Source organism: Streptomyces sp. WY228 (genome assembly GCF_019287315.1).
In the GTDB taxonomy this organism is placed as follows: Bacteria; Actinomycetota; Actinomycetes; order Streptomycetales; family Streptomycetaceae; genus Streptomyces; species Streptomyces caviscabies.
In genome coordinates this window covers 6871979-6889566 of record NZ_CP079114.1, presented here as the reverse complement: position 1 = coordinate 6889566, position 17588 = coordinate 6871979, and the positions used below count along the sequence as shown (strand labels likewise).

Genomic DNA, 17588 nt, shown 5'->3' with positions numbered 1-17588 from the left:
TTCCACCCATCGATAGCCTCTCCCACCCCCATGGCGTGCTCTTGTCCCGAAACCACCGGAGCGGGACGGGAATTCCGTCACGATGGCGCACGAAACGCCCTACGTGACGCAAGGGACCGCGCATGAGACTGACCGACATATCGCTTGACTGGCTGCTTCCGGGCGCCGTACTGCTCGTGGGAGTCATGGCGGCGGTGACGGTGGTCGCACGCGGCAAGCGTGCCGCCGGCAAGGCCGCGGCCGACGACTCCTGGGAACGCAGCGAGGAACGCCGCAGACGCAAGGAAGCGCTGTACGCCACCGCCAGTTACGTCCTGCTGTTCTGCTGCGCGGCGGTCGCCGCCGCGCTCTCCTTCCACGGGCTCGTCGGCTTCGGCCGGCAGAACCTGAATCTCAGCGGAGGCTGGGAGTATCTGGTCCCGTTCGGACTCGACGGCGCCGCGATGTTCTGTTCCGTGCTGGCCGTACGGGAGGCGAGCCACGGAGACGCGGCTCTCGGCTCCCGGCTGCTGGTGTGGACGTTCGCCGGGGCCGCCGCCTGGTTCAACTGGGTGCACGCCCCCCGGGGCATGGACCACGCGGGTGCTCCGCACTTCTTCGCGGGGATGTCGCTCTCGGCCGCGGTACTCTTCGACCGCGCGCTGAAGCAGACCCGCCGCGCCGCGCTGCGCGAACAGGGCCTGGTGCCCCGTCCGTTGCCGCAGATCCGGATCGTCCGCTGGCTGCGGGCGCCCCGGGAGACCTTCGGCGCCTGGTCGCTGATGCTCCTGGAGGGCGTCCGCACCCTGGACGAGGCGGTGGACGAGGTGCGGGAGGACCGCAGGGAGCGTGAGCAGGACCGGCTGCGCCGACGCGACCAGGAGAAGCTGGACCGGGCCCGGATCAAGGCCCTGAACCGGCAGAACCGGGTCTGGGGGCGCGGCGGCCGGGCCGGGCAGCAGGTGGACGTGCCCGCCCTCACCCCTGCCTCGGGCGGCGCGCCGGCCGTCGCGGAGCCCGCCATAGCAGAGCCGGGTCAGCTGCCTCTGCGACCCCGGCCATCCCTGCAAGCCGTCGGCCCGAAGCAGGCGGCGGACGGTTCGAGCTCGAAGAGCCTGGACGCGCCGAACCAGGGAAGTGACCCGCGGACCGTCGACCTCACCGCGGAGGACGACACCCAGACACTCCCCCGGCTCGACTCGCTGGAACAGAAACTGAAGGATCTGGAGCAGCAGTTCGGCTGATGGCGCCTCGCGGCGGAGGGCCCCTCAGGGCCTTCCGCCGTGCAGCTCGAACCAGACGACCTTGCCCAGGGCCTGTGCCTCCACGCCCCAGGCGTCGGCCAGGCTCCGGACCAGGATCAGGCCCCTGCCGTGCGTACCGTCGTCGGCGTTCGGTACGTACGGCGCGGGCAGATCCTCCGAGGCGAAGTCCTGTACCTCCACCCGCAGTCGGGCGGTGGTCGCCGTGGCGGTGACCACGGCTCCGTGCCGGGTGTGGATGAGGGCGTTGGTCACCAGCTCGCTCACCAGCAACTCCGCCGCGTCGGTCTGCTCCTGGCCGGAGCGATGTCGGAGGAACTCCCGCAGCTCCCTGCGCACGTCCCCCACCGCCGACCGTTCGGTGTGGCCGACCCTTCGGCGCATCCGGGCCGGCAGCGGCGCCTCACCCGGTCTCCGCCCCCGGGGGCCGCGCCCCTCGACGGCCGTGGTCCTCTTCTGGCGCTTCGTCATTTCCCCCGCCCGCACAGTGAACCGACCTCCTTCACTCAGGCTGTCCGTCGAACAGCCTCACGGGATGCATGCCCCTGTACGCACACGGTCACGCTTGTCGACTCATCAATAAGTGAACGGTCGGGAGCGGCGAGGGGCGCACGGAACATCCCACCCGCGCACGCCATCACCACATAGGCGCAGCTCCGGTTAACGTCCGGCGAATACACCCGAGTTGGCGTTGACGGCCCGACTTCTACGCGCGTCATCATGATGGCATGCGCATCCCCCCACGCATCACCCGGCTCGGCGGCTCGGCCGCCCTCCTGTCCCTTCTCCTCGCCTCGGGCCCGGTCACGGCCCAGGCCGCCACCCCGGCGACGACCTCCACCACCGCCTACTCCGCGACCGCGTTCCGGACGGCGGCGGTGGGCAGCATCTGCTACTCCGCCCTGCCGTCCCAGGCGCACGACACCCTGGACCTGATCGAGCAGGGCGGGCCGTTCCCGTACGAGCAGGACGGCACCGTCTTCCAGAACCGCGAGGGCCTGCTGCCCGATCAGTCCACCGGCTACTACCACGAGTACACGGTCATCACGCCCGGCTCCGACAACCGCGGCGCCCGCCGGATCGTCACCGGCGAGCAGGTGGAGGAGGACTACTACACCGCCGACCACTACGCCTCCTTCGACCTGGTCGACCACGACTGCTGACCCCGCTTCCGAGGGGTGTTCCGCCCGCTCCGGGGGAAGGGAAACCTGAGCCGTCAGGCCAGGACCCCACGCCTTCCCGAGGAGCTGTGATGCACGACGACCGCACCCTGGTGGAGGGCCGCCTGGAGAGGGCCCTCCACCAGTTCGTCCGCCCGGCCCAGTACGCCGCCCGCGCCCCGCTCGCCCTGTCCGTATGGCACGTTCCGGGCGAGCCGGTGCCGGTGGCCGAGGCCCTCGGGGCGGACTTCGCGCCGTTCACGGCCGGTACGGAGTGGGGGAAGCCCTGGTCCACCAGCTGGTTCCGGCTCCGGGGGGCGGTGCCCGGTCAGTGGTCGGGGCGCCGGGTGGAGGTGGTCGTCGACCCGGGGTTCACCGGCCAGGGTCCTGGCTTCCAGGCGGAAGGCATGCTGTACGACCATCTGGGCGTCCCTCTCAAGGGTGTTCATCCCCGCAACCGGCACCTGACGCTCGCGGCCCCGGCGGCGGGCGGGGAGCCGGTGGACCTGCTGCTGGAGGCGGCGGCCAACCCGGCGGTCCTGGAGCACGGCTTCGCACCGACGCCGCTCGGCGATGTGCTGACCGCGGGCGACCGCCCGCTGTACCGCTTCGCCTCCGCCGACCTCGCGGTCCTGGACGAGGAGGTCTGGCATCTGGTCCTGGACATCGAGGTGCTGTCCGAGCTGATGCACGAGCTGCCCGACGACCGTTCGCGGCGGCACGAGATCCTGCGGGCGCTGGAGTCGATGCTCGACGCGCTGGATCTGCACGACGTCTCCGGCACCGCGGCGGCGGGCCGGGCGGCGCTGGCCGAGGTGCTGGCGCGGCCCGCATCGGCGAGCGCGCACCGGATCTCGGCGAGCGGGCACGCGCACATCGACTCGGCCTGGCTGTGGCCGCTGCGCGAGACCGTCCGCAAGGCCTCCCGTACGTTCGCCAATGTCACCGCCCTCGCGCGGGACTACCCGGAGCTGGTCTTCGCCTGCTCGCAGGCCCAGCAGTACGCCTGGGTGAAGGAGCACCAGCCGCACATCTGGGAGCGGATCAAGGAGGCGGTGGCGGCGGGGCAGTGGTCTCCGGTCGGCTCGATGTGGGTGGAGTCGGACGCCAATATGCCGGGCGGCGAGGCGCTGGCCCGCCAACTGGTGCACGGAAAACGCTTCTTCGCCGAGGAGCTGGGCGTGGACACGGAGGAGATCTGGCTGCCCGACTCCTTCGGTTGCACCGCCGCCTTCCCCCAACTGGCGAAGCTGGCAGGGGTGAAGTGGTTCCTCACCCAGAAGCTGTCCTGGAACCAGCACAACAGGATGCCGCACCACACCTTCTGGTGGGAGGGCATCGACGGCACCCGGGTCTTCACCCACTTCCCGCCGGTCGACACCTACAACGCGCAGCTCCACGCCCGCGAACTGGCGCACGCGGAGAAGAACTTCGCCGACAAGGGCCGGGCGACGCGCTCACTGGTGCCGTTCGGCTGGGGCGACGGCGGGGGCGGTCCGACCCGCGAGATGCTGGAGCGGGCCCGCCGGCTGCGGGACCTGGAGGGCTCGCCGCGCGTGACGGTCGAGAAGCCCTCGGCGTTCTTCGCGGCGGCCGAGGAGGAGTACGGGGAGCGGGCGCCCGTCTGGTCGGGCGAGCTGTATCTGGAGCTGCACCGGGCCACGTACACCACACAGGCGAAGACGAAGCAGGGCAACCGCCGCAGCGAACATCTGTTGCGCGAGGCCGAGTTGTGGGCGACGGCGGCAGCCCTGCGCTCGCCCGCCTATGCGTATCCGTACGAACGCCTCGACCGGGTGTGGAAGACAGTGCTGCTGCACCAGTTCCACGACATCCTGCCCGGCTCGTCGATCGCCTGGGTGCACCGCGAGGCGCGCGACACCTATGAGGAGGTGCGCGCCGAGCTGGCGGACGTGGTGGCCGACGCGGTGACCTCGCTGGGCGCGGCCGAGGGCATGGTGGCGCTCAACTCCTCGCCGTACGACCGGTTCGAGGTGATCGAGCTGGACGCGGAGGCGGCCGGGGTGCTGCCGTCCGGGGCGCGGGTCCAGGAGCTGGGCGAGGGCCGGGTGGCGGTGCCGGCACGGAGTCCGGGGCTCGGGGCGGGGCTGCTGGACGGTGCCGCGGTCCCGGAGCATCCGGTGACGGCGGAGGTCTCGGATTCCGGTGAGATCGTCCTGGACAACGGGCTGTTGCGGGTCGTGGTGGACGGGGACGGGCTGGTCCCGTCGGTCCGGGATCTGGTCGCCGGGCGTGAGGTGCTGGTCCCCGGCGCCCGCGCCAACCTCCTCCAGCTGCACCCGGACCACCCCAACCACTGGGACGCCTGGGACATCGACCGGCACTACCGCCGCAGCCGCACCGATCTGACCGCCGCCGATTCCGTGTCGCTGGTGGAGGACGGGCCGCTGCGGGCGGCCGTGCGGGTGGTCCGCTCCTTCGGGAAGTCGACCGTGGTGCAGGAGCTGCGGCTCGCGGCGGGGGCCCGGCGGTTCGACATCGACACCGAGGTGGACTGGCAGGAGTCGGAGAAGGTCCTCAAGGCCGCCTTCCCGCTCGACGTCCACGCCGAACGGTTCACCGCCGAGATCCAGTTCGGTCATGTCCACCGGGCGACCCACGACAACACCTCCTGGGACGCCGCCCGTTTCGAGATCTGCGCCCACCGCTGGCTGCGGGTGGCCGAACCGGGCTACGGGGTCGCGCTGCTCAACGACTCGACGTACGGCCACGATGTGACCCGCACCCCGCACCCGGACGGTCTCGGCACCACGGTCCGGCTGACGCTGCTGCGCGCCCCGCACAGCCCGGACCCGCACACCGACCTGGGTGTGCACCGCTTCCGCTACGCGCTCGCGCCCGGCGCGGAGGTGACGGACGCCGTACGGGAGGGCCTGGCGCTGAACCTTCCGCTGCGGGCGGCGGTGGCCCCGGCCGTGCCCGCCCTGGTGTCGACGGGGCATCCGGCGGTGACGGTCGAGTCGGTGAAGCTCGCCGAGGACCGGGGCGGGGACGTGATCGTACGGCTCTACGAGTCGGCGGGCGGCCGGGCGCGGACCCGGCTGACGGTGTCGTTCCCGGTCGCCGACGCCCGGATCACCGATCTGCTGGAGCGGCCGCTGCACCCGGCGGAGACCGACGAGGACGGGCTGGTCCTCGACCTGCGGCCGTTCCAGATCCTGACGGTGCGCCTGACCCCGGCCTGAGCGACCTCAGGGGCGCGGCACGTTACGGAGGTTGGAGCGGGCCATCTGGAGCATTCGGCCCACTCCGCCGTCCAGCACGATCTTGCTGGCGGAGAGCGCGAAGCCGGTGACCATGTCGGCGCTGATCTTCGGCGGGATGGAGAGCGCGTTCGGATCGGTGACGACGTCGACGAGCGCGGGGCCCTTGTGCTTGAACGCGTCCTTGAGCGCGCCCTGCAATTGCTTGGGCTTCTCCACGCGTACGCCGTAGGCGCCGGCCGCCCGGGCGATGGCGGCGAAGTCGGGGTTCTTGTTGGTGGTCCCGTACGAGGGCAGCCCGGCCACCAGCATCTCCAACTCGACCATGCCGAGGGAGGAGTTGTTGAACAGCACCACCTTCACCGGCAGGTCGTACTGGACCAGGGTGAGGAAGTCGCCCATCAGCATGGAGAATCCGCCGTCGCCGGCCATCGCGACGACCTGCCGGTTCAGGTCGGTGAACTGGGCGCCGATCGCCTGCGGCAGGGCGTTGGCCATCGAGCCGTGGCTGAACGAACCGATCACCCTGCGTTTGCCGTTGGGCGTCAGATAGCGGGCGGCCCACACGTTGTTCATGCCCGTGTCGACGGTGAACACGGCGTCGTCGTCGGCCATCTCGTCCAGCACGGAGGCCACGTACTCGGGGTGGATCGGGACGTGCTTCTCGACCTTGCGGGTGTAGGCCTTGACCACGCCTTCCAGGGCGTTCGCGTGCTTCTTCAGCATCCGGTCGAGGAACGTGCGGTCGGACTTGGGCTTCACCCGGGGGGTGAGACAGCGCAGGGTCTCGCGCACATCGCCCCAGACCGCGAGGTCGAGCTTGGAGCGGCGGCCCAGGTGCTCGGGGCGTACGTCGACCTGGACGATCTTCACATCGTCCGGGAGGAAGGCGTTGTACGGGAAGTCCGTGCCGAGCAGGATGAGGAGGTCGCACTCGTGGGTCGCCTCGTACGCCGCGCCGTAGCCGAGCAGCCCGCTCATGCCGACGTCGTACGGGTTGTCGTACTGGATCCACTCCTTGCCGCGCAGCGCGTGCCCGACCGGTGACTTGATCCTCTCGGCGAACTCCATCACCTCGGCGTGCGCCCCGGCCGTGCCGCTGCCGCAGAACAGCGTCACCCGTTTGGCCTTGTCCACCATGCGGCAGAGCTTGTCGATCTCGTCGTCGCCGGGGCGTACGGTCGGCCGCGCGGTGACGAGGGCGTGCTCGACGGACTTCTCGGGTGCGGGCTTGGAGGCGACGTCGCCCGGCATCGAGACGACGCTGACACCGCCGCGCCCGATGGCGTGCTGGATCGCCGTCTGGAGCAGCCTCGGCATCTGCTCCGGGTTGGAGATCATCTCGTTGTAGTGGCTGCACTCCTGGAACAGCAGCTCGGGATGGGTCTCCTGGAAGTAGCCGAGGCCGATCTCGCCGGAGGGGATGTGCGAGGCGAGGGCCAGCACCGGGGCCATGGAGCGGTGTGCGTCGTACAGACCGTTGATCAGGTGCAGATTGCCCGGACCGCAGGAGCCGGCGCAGGCCGCGAGCGAGCCGGTGACCTGCGCTTCGGCTCCGGCGGCGAAGGCGGCGGTCTCCTCGTGCCGGACGTGGATCCAGTCGATGGCGGAGTTACGCCGGATGGCGTCGACGACGGGGTTCAGGCTGTCACCGACGACGCCGTACAGGCGCTTGACGCCCGCCCTGGCGAGGATGTCGACGAACTGCTCCGCCAGGTTCTGCTTGGCCATGGGTGCGCGCCCTTCCTTGCCCGTGCTCCGTGCACGTCGGTTGTCCGGGGACCGGAGCGGCGAAACACCGTTCCGCCGGGCTCCGGAACCATCAACCCACGGCGGGCGCGGTTACGCCTCCCAGACGGCGGCGCAGGTGCGGTCGTCGGCGTACCCCTTGACCCGGAGCTGGGTGTCGGCGAGGAAGGCGGGCAGACCGGGCGCCCCTTCGCTCCCCCAGCGCTCGGCGAGCTCACCGGGGAGCGCCGCCTCACCGCGCATCGGCTCGGCGAGGCCGTTGCTGCACAGCATCAGCGTGTCGCCGGGCCGCGCCACGGAGGCCCGGAAGCGGAAGGGCTCGGCGGGCGGCTGTGCGGGCCCCTCGATGTGCGGGGCCGGCGGCGCGGTGATCTGGAGATCCATGGTCAGCCGGTCCCCGTCGGGGCCTTCCTCCTGCTCGTCGCCCGGCCGCGGGGCGGCGCCGCTCTCCGGGATGTAGGGCTCCAGGTCCTGCCAGAGTCCGTCGCGGAGGCGGAAGAGGCCGCCGCTGCCGACGCCGAAGAAGACCCGGGTGCGGCAGTCGGGGTCGGCGGAGAGCAGGAGGCAGCGGAGGCTCGCGGTGTACGCGTCGGGTTCGACGCCGAGTTCGGCGGCGCGGGCGCGCAGCTTGCCGTACGTACGGTCGGTGAGCCGGTGCAGCCCGGACTTCAGGTCGCCCCGGCGGCCCGCTCTTATGTCCTCGGAGAGCCGGACGTGGCTGCGGGCGACGGCCCCGCCGATCCAGCGGCAGGCGTCGGCCGCGGCGAGGTGCGCCGCTTCGGCGTCCCGCCTGCCGCCGGCCACGGCGACGAGGACGAGGGCGCTCTCGGCGGCCCCGAACCGGGCGGTGAGCAGCCCGTCGCGCCGTGGTTCGCCCCGGAAGCGGGCGGAGTCGCCGCGCACGGAGACGGCCCGCAGGGTGTACGTCCCGTACCGCGCGCCGTCCAGGACGGTGTCGGGGACGAGGCCGTCCAGATTCTCCGAGGTGGCGGAGGGCAGGGCGGCGGGCTCGGCGTCGTAGGTGGGCGGCCGGTCCCCGAGATGCCCGACGGCGGGCCGGCCGTCGTCGCCACCGCCGTCGGCGAGGTCCGGCAGCCGGTGCAGGGCGCTGGGGTCGGGCGCGAGATCGGGCTCGGGCACTTCCGCCGCCCGCGGCACGGCGAACGTCCGGGGCCCCGAGCGCCCGGCGGGCGCCTCCCAGGGGGCGGGAAAGGCAGTGGTGCGGGGTGGGGGCGGCGGCGTAGGTGTGGGGGTCGGGGCGGCTGCGGCGGAGGCGGCCGGTACCGGCTCCGGCCGCGGGTCGCGCCGCGTGTACGGGTCCCAGGCCGAGCGCGGGTCCGGCACCGGATCCGGCACGGCGTCCGCCACCTGCGGGACCTCCTCGCGTTCCGCGCGCGGAACGTCGGGGCGGTCCGCGTACGGGCTCTCGTCGCGTTCCGCGTCCGGTTCCTCGTAGCGGTCCGCGTACGGGTCCTCGTACGCCTCCGCGTACGGATCCCGGACGCCTCCGCGCACGGTGTCCGGGCCGCGGTGGTCGTCCACCGGTCTGCTCACCGTGTCCGACACGGAGTCGAAGCGGTCGTCGAGGCTGTCGGCCGCGCTGCTGGGACCGGTGTCCGGCGCGGTCTCGTCGTACAGCTTGCGCCACCAGTCGTCCTCGTGGGCGGCGGGCTTCTCCCCCTGCTGACTCATGCCCTTATTGTCCACCGCGAAGGTGCTCCGAAAACGGGGCATCGGGAAAAAGTGGCCCGTAAAAGAGGTCCGCCGGGCGGCCCCCACCCCCCACGGGAAGGGACGCCCGGCGGACCGGTCGCGGTGATCGGCAGATCAGCGTTTCAGCGCGTCGACCGTTCGTACGAACACCCGATCACCGGGTCGACGGCTCATCGGCCCCGCCGCTTCACCGCACCGCGTACGCGTCGTCGACGGTCTGGACGACGGTGTTGCCGTTCGCGTCGGTCAACTCCGTCCGCAGGGCGACGGACTTCCCGCTCGCGTCCGCGTGGTCGACGGTCGCGGTCCAGCGCCCGCCCTGCCGCGCGGTGGTGGCCGCGTGCCAGGTCTCGCCACCGTCGTAGCTGAAGGAGACCTTCGCGCCGGTGAGTTCGCCGGGGGTGTATCCGGCGTGCCCGGTCGCGTCGAGCCCGATCCTCTGGCCGTTCTTCGCGGGCACGGTCTTCATCCCGTCCTCCGGCACGTCGTAGCGCGGGAAGAGCAGCGGGAGACCCTGCGACACCACGTCCGGCTTCCGCTCGGAACGGAACGTCCAGGTGGTCTCGGTCTGCGTGGACCGCTTCCAGACCGCGGCGGGCGAGCCGATCTTCGTGGTCGTCATGGTGAGTTCGTACGCGGCGGCCTCGGCGGGTACGTCGAAGACGCCGAACGGATAGCCGCTGCTGCCGACGAGTTCGCCCTCGCGCTTGAGCTGCACATTGCCGATGTCGCCGAACGAGCCCTGCTGGCCGATGTGTTCGGAGTCGGTCAGGAACGCCGGGGCGACGCCGATCCGATCGCCCTGCCGCTCACCGGCGAGCGCCTCCTCGCCCTTCGCGTCGCGCGGGGCGCCGGGGACCAGCAGGCCCCGGTACCACTCCTCCGTCTCGGCCCGGCCCGCCCGGTACGTACGGGCCTCGCCCGTCATCAGCTCGCCCCAGGGGAAGCTGGAGGAGAGCATCTTCTGCCAGACGGTGTCGCCCGCCGTGTAGTACTCGGTGCGCTTTCCGGGGGCGGAGACCAGGGCGAGCGAGGACGCGCCGAAGGTCGCGCCGTAGGGGCGGGAGACCAGGAGCGTGTCGACGTAGTCGGCGGCCACGCCCATGGCCGCGTGGGTGGAGACCACCGAACCGAGCTTCCTGTCACGGACCTTGTAGGTGCGGTCCGAGGTGATCCGCCCCTGCTCCGGGAAGGAGAGGTTGTAGACGAAGGGGCTGACGGCCGTGGCCGTCCAGGAGACCTCCGCCTTGCCCTTGCCCAGTGCCTTCTTGAGCACGGCGGCCTCGTCGGCGCGCAGTCCGAGCACCGGCAGGGGCGCGGCCCCATAGCCGAGGGACGGCTGCCAGTCGCCGACCGACGGCCGGTGCACCAGGAGCGCGGTGGCCCCGGCGTCCTGGGCGGCCCGGGCCTGGGTGAGGACGGCCGAGGAGTCGTCGCCGACCTTCACCAGGGCGATCCGGCCGCGCGCTCCGGCGGCCTCCAGCTCGGCGGCGCTGCCCGCACCGGCGTCGACGACCTCGGCGCGGCCGGTGCCGTCCAGGTTGACCGAGCCCGTGGTGGCGGGCCGGGGGTGCAGGGCCGCTCCGCCGACGAGGGCGAACTTCTGGATCTGCGGGGCGTAGGCGCGCCAGAAGGAGGCGAACTCGAAGTCCCCGTCACGGGCCTTGCCCTGGACGTCGACCAGGTAGTCCTTGACGATCCCGGTGCCGGAGATGGACCCGGAGTGCAGCCAGGTGTCGTCCCAGGAGCGCCCGAACGCGAGGGTCGCGCCGCGCGTCTCGGCGGCCCGGTCCTCGGTCCGCACCTTCAGGCGGTGGGCCTTGCGGGCGTCGAGGACGAGAGTGGTGTCCTTGGAGACATTGAGCTGAGGGTGTGCCAGATAGCCGACCGAGCCCACGAGTTGACCGGTCGCGTCGGTGGTGTCGGGCGAGGCGATGAAGCTGGAGACGAAGTACGCGCCGGGCCGGACCCGGTAGGTCTGGTCGGTGGCGCCCTCGTTGAAGCGGCGTTCGCCGGACGCGGTGTCGGTGCCGATGAGGTCGAGGGAGGAGACGCCGTCGGCGGGCTTGCCGGTGCGGTCGACGAGCTTGACGCGCAGGGTGACCGTCTCCGGTTCCACGTACAGCGAGAACGGTGTGGAGACCCGCACTCCGCCGGGGGCCGTGGCGAGGACGCGGCCGGTGACGTCGCCGTACTGGGCGGCGGTCAGCCGGGCGTCCGGGTCGAGGGCGAGCGGCACCTCGACGGTCGCTCCGGCGGGCACGGTGACGGATGTCCGGCCGAGCGAGGCGACCTTGGAGCCGACGGTCGAGCCGTCGTTGCCGGTGACGCCCGCGACCTTCAGCGAGAGCTTCACGGGCTTGCCGCTCGTGTTGGTGTACGGCACGGCGACGGTGGTGCGATCGCTCGTGTCCTGCGGCCAGTTGAAGGTGCCGCCCTGGACCGCCGGTGCGCCGAGCAGGGGCGTACGGATCGCGCGGTCGACGTCGAGACGGCCGCCTCCGGTCTCGCGCACGTCACCGGGCACGGCACTGTGCGCCGAGGAGACGAGGGCCGCCTTGATCTGCTGGGCGGTCCACTCGGGGTGGCGCTGCTTCACCACGGCCGCCGCGCCCGCGACATGCGGGGTCGCCATCGACGTACCGGACATGGAGCGGTACGCCTGTGAGCCCCGGCCGCCCGCGGCGGCGGCGGAGATCGCGACGCCGGGCGCGGCGATCTCGGGCTTGAGGGTGTGCGAGACGATCGCGGGACCGCGGCTGGAGAAGTTCGCGGTGGAGTCGTCGCGGTCGACCGCGCCCACGGTCAGCACGCCGGGGGCGCAGCCGGGCGAGGAGACGGTGTTCAGGGACGGGCCGAGGTTTCCGGCGGCGACCACGAACAACGTGTCCTTGTTCTTGCCGAGTTCGGTGGCGGCCAGGCTCATCGGGTCGGTGCAGTCGGTCGGTTCGGCGCTGCCGAGGCTCATGGAGACGACGTCGGCCTTCTGGTCGACGGCCCACTCCATGCCCGCGATGATCCAGGAAGCGGCGCCGGAGCCACTGTCGTTGAGGACCTTGCCGACCAGCAGATCGGTACCGGGCGCCACGCCCTTGTTCTTCCCGTCGCTCGCCGCGCCGGAGCCGCCGACGGTGGACGCGACATGGGTGCCGTGGCCCTGGCGGTCCTCGGTGTCGGCGGAGTCGGTGAAGTTCTCCGATGCGGTGATCCGGCCCTGGAGGTCAGGGTGTTCGGCGTCGGCCCCGGTGTCCAGGACGGCGACCTTGGTGCCGGTGCCGTCATAGCCGGCGGCCCAGGCGAGATCGGCGCCGACCTGCTTGGTCGACTTGTCGAGACTGGCCTGAACCTTGCGGTCGAGCCAGAGCTTCTCGAGTCCGGAGGCCGACCGGGAGCGGGGTGCGGTGAGGTCGGCCCAGAAGGCGGCGGCCTTCTTCTTGTCGGCCTTCAGCGCGAGTCCGCCGATGATGTCGAGGGCCGCTCCCCGCTCGGCCCCGCGCGGGGTGACGAGGGTGCGGCGGGCGGTGTCGCCGGTGTACGTGGCGATCAGCGGGACGGAGTCGGTGCGGCTGTCGTCGTAGCCCTGGCGGATCAGCCCGGTGACGTTGAACAGTTCCTCGTCCACGGTGCCCGCGGCGAGCGCGGACACGGCGGACTCGGGGTAGACGTACAGGTCAGGGCCCGACTGCCGGGTCTGGACGAGCGGCACGGTGCCGTCCTCGCGGGGCAGCGCGGTGGCGGTGGACGCGCCCGAGGGGTCCGTCGTCACCAGCACCGTGTCGCCGGTGACGAGCGTCAGCGTGACGGGCTTCGGCCCCTCGGCGGCGGCCGCGCTTCCGGTGATCGGTCTGTTCGCGTCCCGCTCGTCCGGTGGCGCGGCCACCGACGGCGCGATCACGGTGACGGCGAGCACGGCGGCGGTCGCCGCTCCGAGTGCCGTACGCGATATCGGGCGCATCGCTCTCCCCAGGTCATTCCGGAATAAAGCAGCCCAAGAGGCCGCATCCCGGAGGTTGTTGGTGCTGCGGTGGCGCCACAGTGGCAGAGGGTCCAGGGGTACAGGGGATGATGTGGGCGGCGGGTTTACGCCGTGGCCCTTTCCCGCCACCCAGGACCCCGCCGCAGGGGCGCCGTGATGCGCGATCACCACACCAGGGGAGGTCGGGAGAATGCTGGGGGCCATAGGTCTCGACGAGAGGCAGGAGAGCGCGTACCGCGCGCTCGTCGCCGCGGGAGCCGCGGAGCTCACCGATCTCGCACACCGGCTGGCGCTGTCGGAGGCGGAGGCCGAGCGCGTGCTGCGACGGCTGGAGCAGCAGGGTCTGGCCGCCCAGTCCTCGGCCCGTCCCGGCCGCTGGGTGGCGGCGCCGCCCGGAGTGGCGCTGGGCGCACTGCTGATCCAGCAGCGGCACGAGCTGGAGCAGGCGGAGCTGGCGTCCGCGCTGCTCGCCGAGGAGTACCGGGCCGAGGCGAGCGAACCGGCGGTGCACGATCTGGTGGAGGTGGTGACGGGGGCGAGCGCCGTCGCGCAGCGCTTCCACCAGCTGCAGCTGGGGGCGGTGTCCGAGGTGTGCGCCCTGGTGACGGGCAAGCCGATCGCGGTGACCGGGATGGAGAACGAGTCCGAGGAGCGGGCCACCTCGCGCGGGGTGAGCTACCGGGTGGTGGTCGAGCGGGAGGTGCTGTCGACGCCGTTCGGGATCCTGGAGCTGTCGGCGGCGCTGAGCCGGGACGAGCAGTGCCGGGTGGTGGACCGGGTGCCGACGAAGCTGGTGGTCGCCGACGGGAGCCTCGCGATGGTCCCGCTGACCGGTCGCGGCGAGGAGCCCGCCGCCCTGGTGGTGCACGCCAGCGGTCTGCTGGAGTCGCTGATGGGTCTCTTCGAGGCGGTGTGGCGGGAGGCGATGCCGCTGCGGCTGGGCGAGGGCGGCGGCGGGGTGCGCGAGGACGGGGTGGGGCCGGATCCGACGGACCTGGAGATCCTGTCGCTGCTGCTGGCGGGGCTGACGGACGCCAGTGTGGCCAAGCAGCTGGATCTGGGGCTGCGGACCGTGCAGCGCCGGGTCAAGGGCCTGATGGAGCTGACCGGGGTCTCCACCCGGCTCCAGCTGGGCTGGCATGCGTACGAGCGTGGCTGGGTGGCCCGTACCGAGCCGGCCTGAGGCATACCGCCCGGGGCGGCATCGGCGCAGGTGGCCGCAGGTCGCCGGGGCGCGCTGACGGGCGGAGCGGGGCACTCTCCGGCAGGCTGGTCAGATGAGTGTCTGGCAGCTCGTCGCCGTGGGCCTGGTCATGCTGCTGGGCCTGGTCGGGGTGCTGGTGCCGGGCGTGCCGGGGCAGGCGATCGTCTGGGCGGCGGTGCTGTGGTGGGCGCTGACGGACATGACACCGGCGGCCTGGGGCGTCCTGATCGGCGCGACGGCGCTGATGCTGCTGAACCAGGCCCTCAAACCGCTGCTGCCGCCGCGCCGCCCGGGTGAGTCGGGGGCGCCGCGCCGGACGTTGATGATCGGCGGGGTGGCGGGGATCGTCGGCTTCTTCGTGGTGCCCGTGGTGGGCGGCGTCCTCGGGTACGTGGGGGCCATCTTCGGCGCGGAGCGGCTGCGTCTGGGCAGTCGCGGCGCGGGCTGGGCGTCGGTGCGCTCGGTGATGCGGGCGACGGGCTACGCGGTGCTGGTGGAGCTGTTCTGCTGCCTGCTGGTGGCGGGCGCCTGGCTGGGCGCGGTGCTCTGGTCCTGACCGGAGCCCCTCCGGCGGCCGGGGCCGGGCAAGGTCAGGCCGGGACCGCCGTCTCCGCCGCGCCCGCCGTTTCCAGGTGGCGGACGGCGTAGGAGCGCCAGGGCCGCCACCGCTCCGCGCCCGGCGTTCCGTACGGGTCGACGTCGGGGTCGCCGAGCGCCCGCAGCCGGATCAGGGCGGCGGTGCGCCGGCCGATCCCGGGCAGCGTCAGCAGCGTCCGTTCCGCCTCGTCCCGGTCGGCCCCGGCGTCCAGCCGCAGCCGGCCGTCGGCGAGCGCGGCGGCCAGGCCCGCGAGCGCCGGATCCTCGGCGGAACCGGCGAGCACGTCCGGCTCCGGGAACACATGCGTGAGCCCGCCGCACGGCACGTCCAGCGCCTTCCCGTACCGCTCGACCAGCTCCGCGGCGGCCGCGCGCCCCAGCAGGGTCCGCAGCGCGGCTTCCTCCGGGTCGGCCGCGCCCGGCGAGCGCAGCCCGGGGCGGGCGGCGACCAGCGGGGCGAGCCGGGGGTCGGCGGCCAGGGCCTCGTCCACGGCGTACGGATCGGCGTCCAGGTCGAACAGCCGGCGGACCCGCTGGACGGCGGTGGTCAGATCGCGCAGGTCGGTGAGCTGGACCCGGGCCTCCAGCCAGGGGCCGCCGGGCGACGCCTCGTCGACCGCGACGAGCCCGGTGCCGTACGGCAGCCGCAGGGTGCGCCGGTAGGTGCGGCGGCCGGGCGGTCCCGCCACCTCCTCCACCCGCGCGACCGCCTCGGCGGCCAGCAGGTCGAACAGGGCGCCGGTGGCGTACGGGCCCCGATGGGCGAGCCGCAGCGGGATCCCGGCCCGCAGCCCCTCGCGGCGCCCGCCGCCGAGCCCCGTGCCGGCCTCGGCGCGCAGGGCGCTCGGGGTGCGGGCGTAGATCTGCCGGATGGTGTCGTTGAACTGCCGGACACTGGCGAACCCGGCGGCGAAGGCGATCTCGGTGACCGGCAGCCCGGTGGTCTGGAGGAGCACCCGGGCGGTGTGGGAGCGCTGGGCCCGGGCGAGCGCGACGGGTCCGGCGCCCAGCTCGGCGTTGAGCTGGCGCTGGACCTGCCGGGCGCTGTAGCCGAGCCGCCCGGCGAGTCCGGGTACGCCTTCGCGGTCCACGACGCCGTCGCCGATCAGCCGCATGGCCCGGCCGACCACGTCCGCGCGGACGTTCCACTCGGCGGAGCCGGGCACGGCGTCCGGGCGGCAGCGGCGGCAGGCCCGGAAACCGCCCGCCTGGGCCGCCGCCGCGGTGGGGTAGAAGCGCACGTTGGCGCGTCTGGGGGTGACGGCGGGGCAGCTCGGCCGGCAGTAGATGCCGGTGGTCACGACGGCGAAGAAGAACGCGCCGTCGAACCGTGCGTCGCGGCTGCTCACCGCCTCGTACCTGGTCCGTTCGTCCATCACACCGTCCAGTGTGCGGCAGCCGGAGCCGCCGCACTCGCGGGATTCGGACGTCGAATCCGTACGCCCCCGGCTACCGGACCCGGCCGCGCTTGGCCTGCATGGCCGCACGCCCCTCCGCGCCCTTGCGCTTCCAGTCCCGCAGGATCTCGGCGCGTACCCGGGCATCGGTCTTGGCGACGATCCGCTGGTTCTCGCGGATCAGCTTGCGGTAGCTCTCCAGCCGCCGCTCGGGCAGGGTCCCGTCCTCCAGGGCGCCGAGGACCGCGCACCCCGGTTCGGCCTCGTGGGCGCAGTCGTGGAACCGGCACTCCTCGGCCAGCTCCTCGATCTCGGAGAACACCTCGCCGACCCCGGTCGCGGCGTCGAAGAGGCCGACCCCGCGCAGTCCGGGGGTGTCGATGAGGACGCCCCCGTGCGGCAGGAGCAGGAGGTTGCGGGTCGTGGTGGTGTGCCGGCCCTTGCCGTCGACGTCACGGGCGGCCCGCACCTCCATCACGTCCATGCCGAGCAGGGTGTTGGCCAGGGTGGACTTGCCCGCTCCGGAGATGCCGAGCAGCACGCTCGTACCGCCGGAGACGATGGCGCCGAAGACGTCGAGCCCTTCGCCGGTGGTGGAGCTGACGGGCAGCACCTGGACGCCGGGGGCGATGGCCTCGACGTCCTGGACGAGGTGGGACAGGGTGACCGCGTCGGGTACGAGGTCGGCCTTGGTCAGGACCACGATCGGCTGGGGCTGCCGCTCCCCGCCCGAGCCGTCGCCCAGCAGCGCGGCGCCCTCCGAACTGGACAGGGCGAGCGCGAGGAACCGCTCGACCCGCCCGAGGTCCAGCTCGACCGCGAGTGAGACGCAGATGGCGATGTGGTCGATGTTGGTGGCGAGCACCTGCCCCTCGGACCGCTGCGACGAGGTCGAGCGGACGAAGGCGGTCCGGCGCGGCAGCAGCGTACGGACGAAGCGCGGGTCGCCGTCCGCGTCGAGCGCCACCCAGTCGCCGGTGCAGACGATCCGCATCGGATCACGCGGCACCACGAACGCGGTGTCGGCGCGGACCGTGCCGTCGGCGGTGATCACGTCGCACTGACCGCGATCCACCCGCACGACCCGCCCCGGCACGAGCCCCTGCCGGGCGTACGGGGAGAAGGCGGCCGCCCAGTCCTCGTCCCAGCCGTACGGAGTCAGCGGGTGCGAGGAAGAGACAGCGGAAGAAGAGAGGGAAGGAAACGAGAAAGACAAGGGAGACCCTTCACAGGGTGGCCCCGGCACGCGCGCTCGGCGCGGATCAAGGAGAGAAGTGGTCAGCCGGTGGCCACGGGGATGAGGACGATGCTCTTCCGGTTGTGGGCA

The 17588-nt window shown here is 72.7% G+C and carries 11 protein-coding genes; 5 read left to right on the top strand and 6 right to left on the bottom strand.

The features are described 5' to 3' along the window. The first annotated feature begins 122 nt into the window (after positions 1-122). Positions 123-1223 carry a DUF2637 domain-containing protein gene (locus KV381_RS30170; protein WP_030083916.1) on the top strand — a complete coding sequence of 367 codons (1101 nt, stop codon included), beginning with the start codon at positions 123-125 and terminating at the stop codon, positions 1221-1223. Between the two features lie 24 nt (positions 1224-1247). Here the strand turns inward: KV381_RS30170 and KV381_RS30165 are convergent, their stop codons facing one another. Next, the gene (locus KV381_RS30165; RefSeq protein WP_030083914.1) at positions 1248-1625 is read right to left on the bottom strand and encodes an ATP-binding protein; all 378 of its coding nucleotides are present in this window, start codon (positions 1623-1625) and stop codon (positions 1248-1250) included. Positions 1626-1969: 344 nt separating this feature from the next. On the opposite strand from KV381_RS30165, the gene KV381_RS30160 reads away from it, so the two are divergent. Together KV381_RS30160 and KV381_RS30155 are read left to right on the top strand one after the other, a co-directional pair. Continuing rightward, positions 1970-2404 (top strand): ribonuclease domain-containing protein, encoded by a 435-nt coding sequence (locus KV381_RS30160; protein ID WP_193462952.1) that lies wholly within the window; start codon positions 1970-1972, stop codon positions 2402-2404. Positions 2405-2493: 89 nt separating this feature from the next. Continuing rightward, positions 2494-5607, top strand: a complete 3114-nt coding sequence (locus tag KV381_RS30155; RefSeq protein ID WP_218786768.1) for a glycoside hydrolase family 38 C-terminal domain-containing protein — start codon at positions 2494-2496, stop codon at positions 5605-5607. 6 nt (positions 5608-5613) lie between these two features. Here KV381_RS30155 and KV381_RS30150 read toward each other — a convergent pair whose 3' ends face one another. The 3 genes from KV381_RS30150 to KV381_RS30140 all read right to left on the bottom strand — a co-directional run bounded on the left by KV381_RS30150 (position 5614) and on the right by KV381_RS30140 (position 13042). Next, a complete protein-coding gene (locus tag KV381_RS30150) occupies positions 5614-7356 on the bottom strand; it encodes a pyruvate dehydrogenase (protein WP_218786767.1) in 1743 nt (580 codons plus the stop codon). 111 nt (positions 7357-7467) lie between these two features. Further along, entirely contained in the window at positions 7468-9066 is a 1599-nt protein-coding gene (locus KV381_RS30145; protein WP_218786766.1) for a protein phosphatase 2C domain-containing protein, read from the bottom strand. 208 nt (positions 9067-9274) lie between these two features. Then, entirely contained in the window at positions 9275-13042 is a 3768-nt protein-coding gene (locus KV381_RS30140) for a S8 family serine peptidase (protein WP_218786765.1), read from the bottom strand. A gap of 211 nt (positions 13043-13253) precedes the next feature. On the opposite strand from KV381_RS30140, the gene KV381_RS30135 reads away from it, so the two are divergent. Both KV381_RS30135 and KV381_RS30130 read left to right on the top strand, forming a co-directional pair. Then, a complete protein-coding gene (locus tag KV381_RS30135) occupies positions 13254-14246 on the top strand; it encodes a LuxR family transcriptional regulator (RefSeq protein ID WP_030625326.1) in 993 nt (330 codons plus the stop codon). A gap of 94 nt (positions 14247-14340) precedes the next feature. Further along, positions 14341-14823: a DUF456 domain-containing protein gene (locus KV381_RS30130; protein WP_030083899.1), complete on the top strand. Its 483-nt coding sequence runs from the start codon at positions 14341-14343 to the stop codon at positions 14821-14823. Positions 14824-14857: 34 nt separating this feature from the next. Here KV381_RS30130 and KV381_RS30125 read toward each other — a convergent pair whose 3' ends face one another. Both KV381_RS30125 and rsgA read right to left on the bottom strand, forming a co-directional pair. Continuing rightward, positions 14858-16240, bottom strand: a complete 1383-nt coding sequence (locus KV381_RS30125; protein ID WP_306438623.1) for a DNA-3-methyladenine glycosylase 2 family protein — start codon at positions 16238-16240, stop codon at positions 14858-14860. A gap of 73 nt (positions 16241-16313) precedes the next feature. Continuing rightward, the gene (gene rsgA, locus KV381_RS30120; protein WP_218786763.1) at positions 16314-17477 is read right to left on the bottom strand and encodes a ribosome small subunit-dependent GTPase A; all 1164 of its coding nucleotides are present in this window, start codon (positions 17475-17477) and stop codon (positions 16314-16316) included. Between the last annotated feature and the right edge of the window lie 111 nt (positions 17478-17588).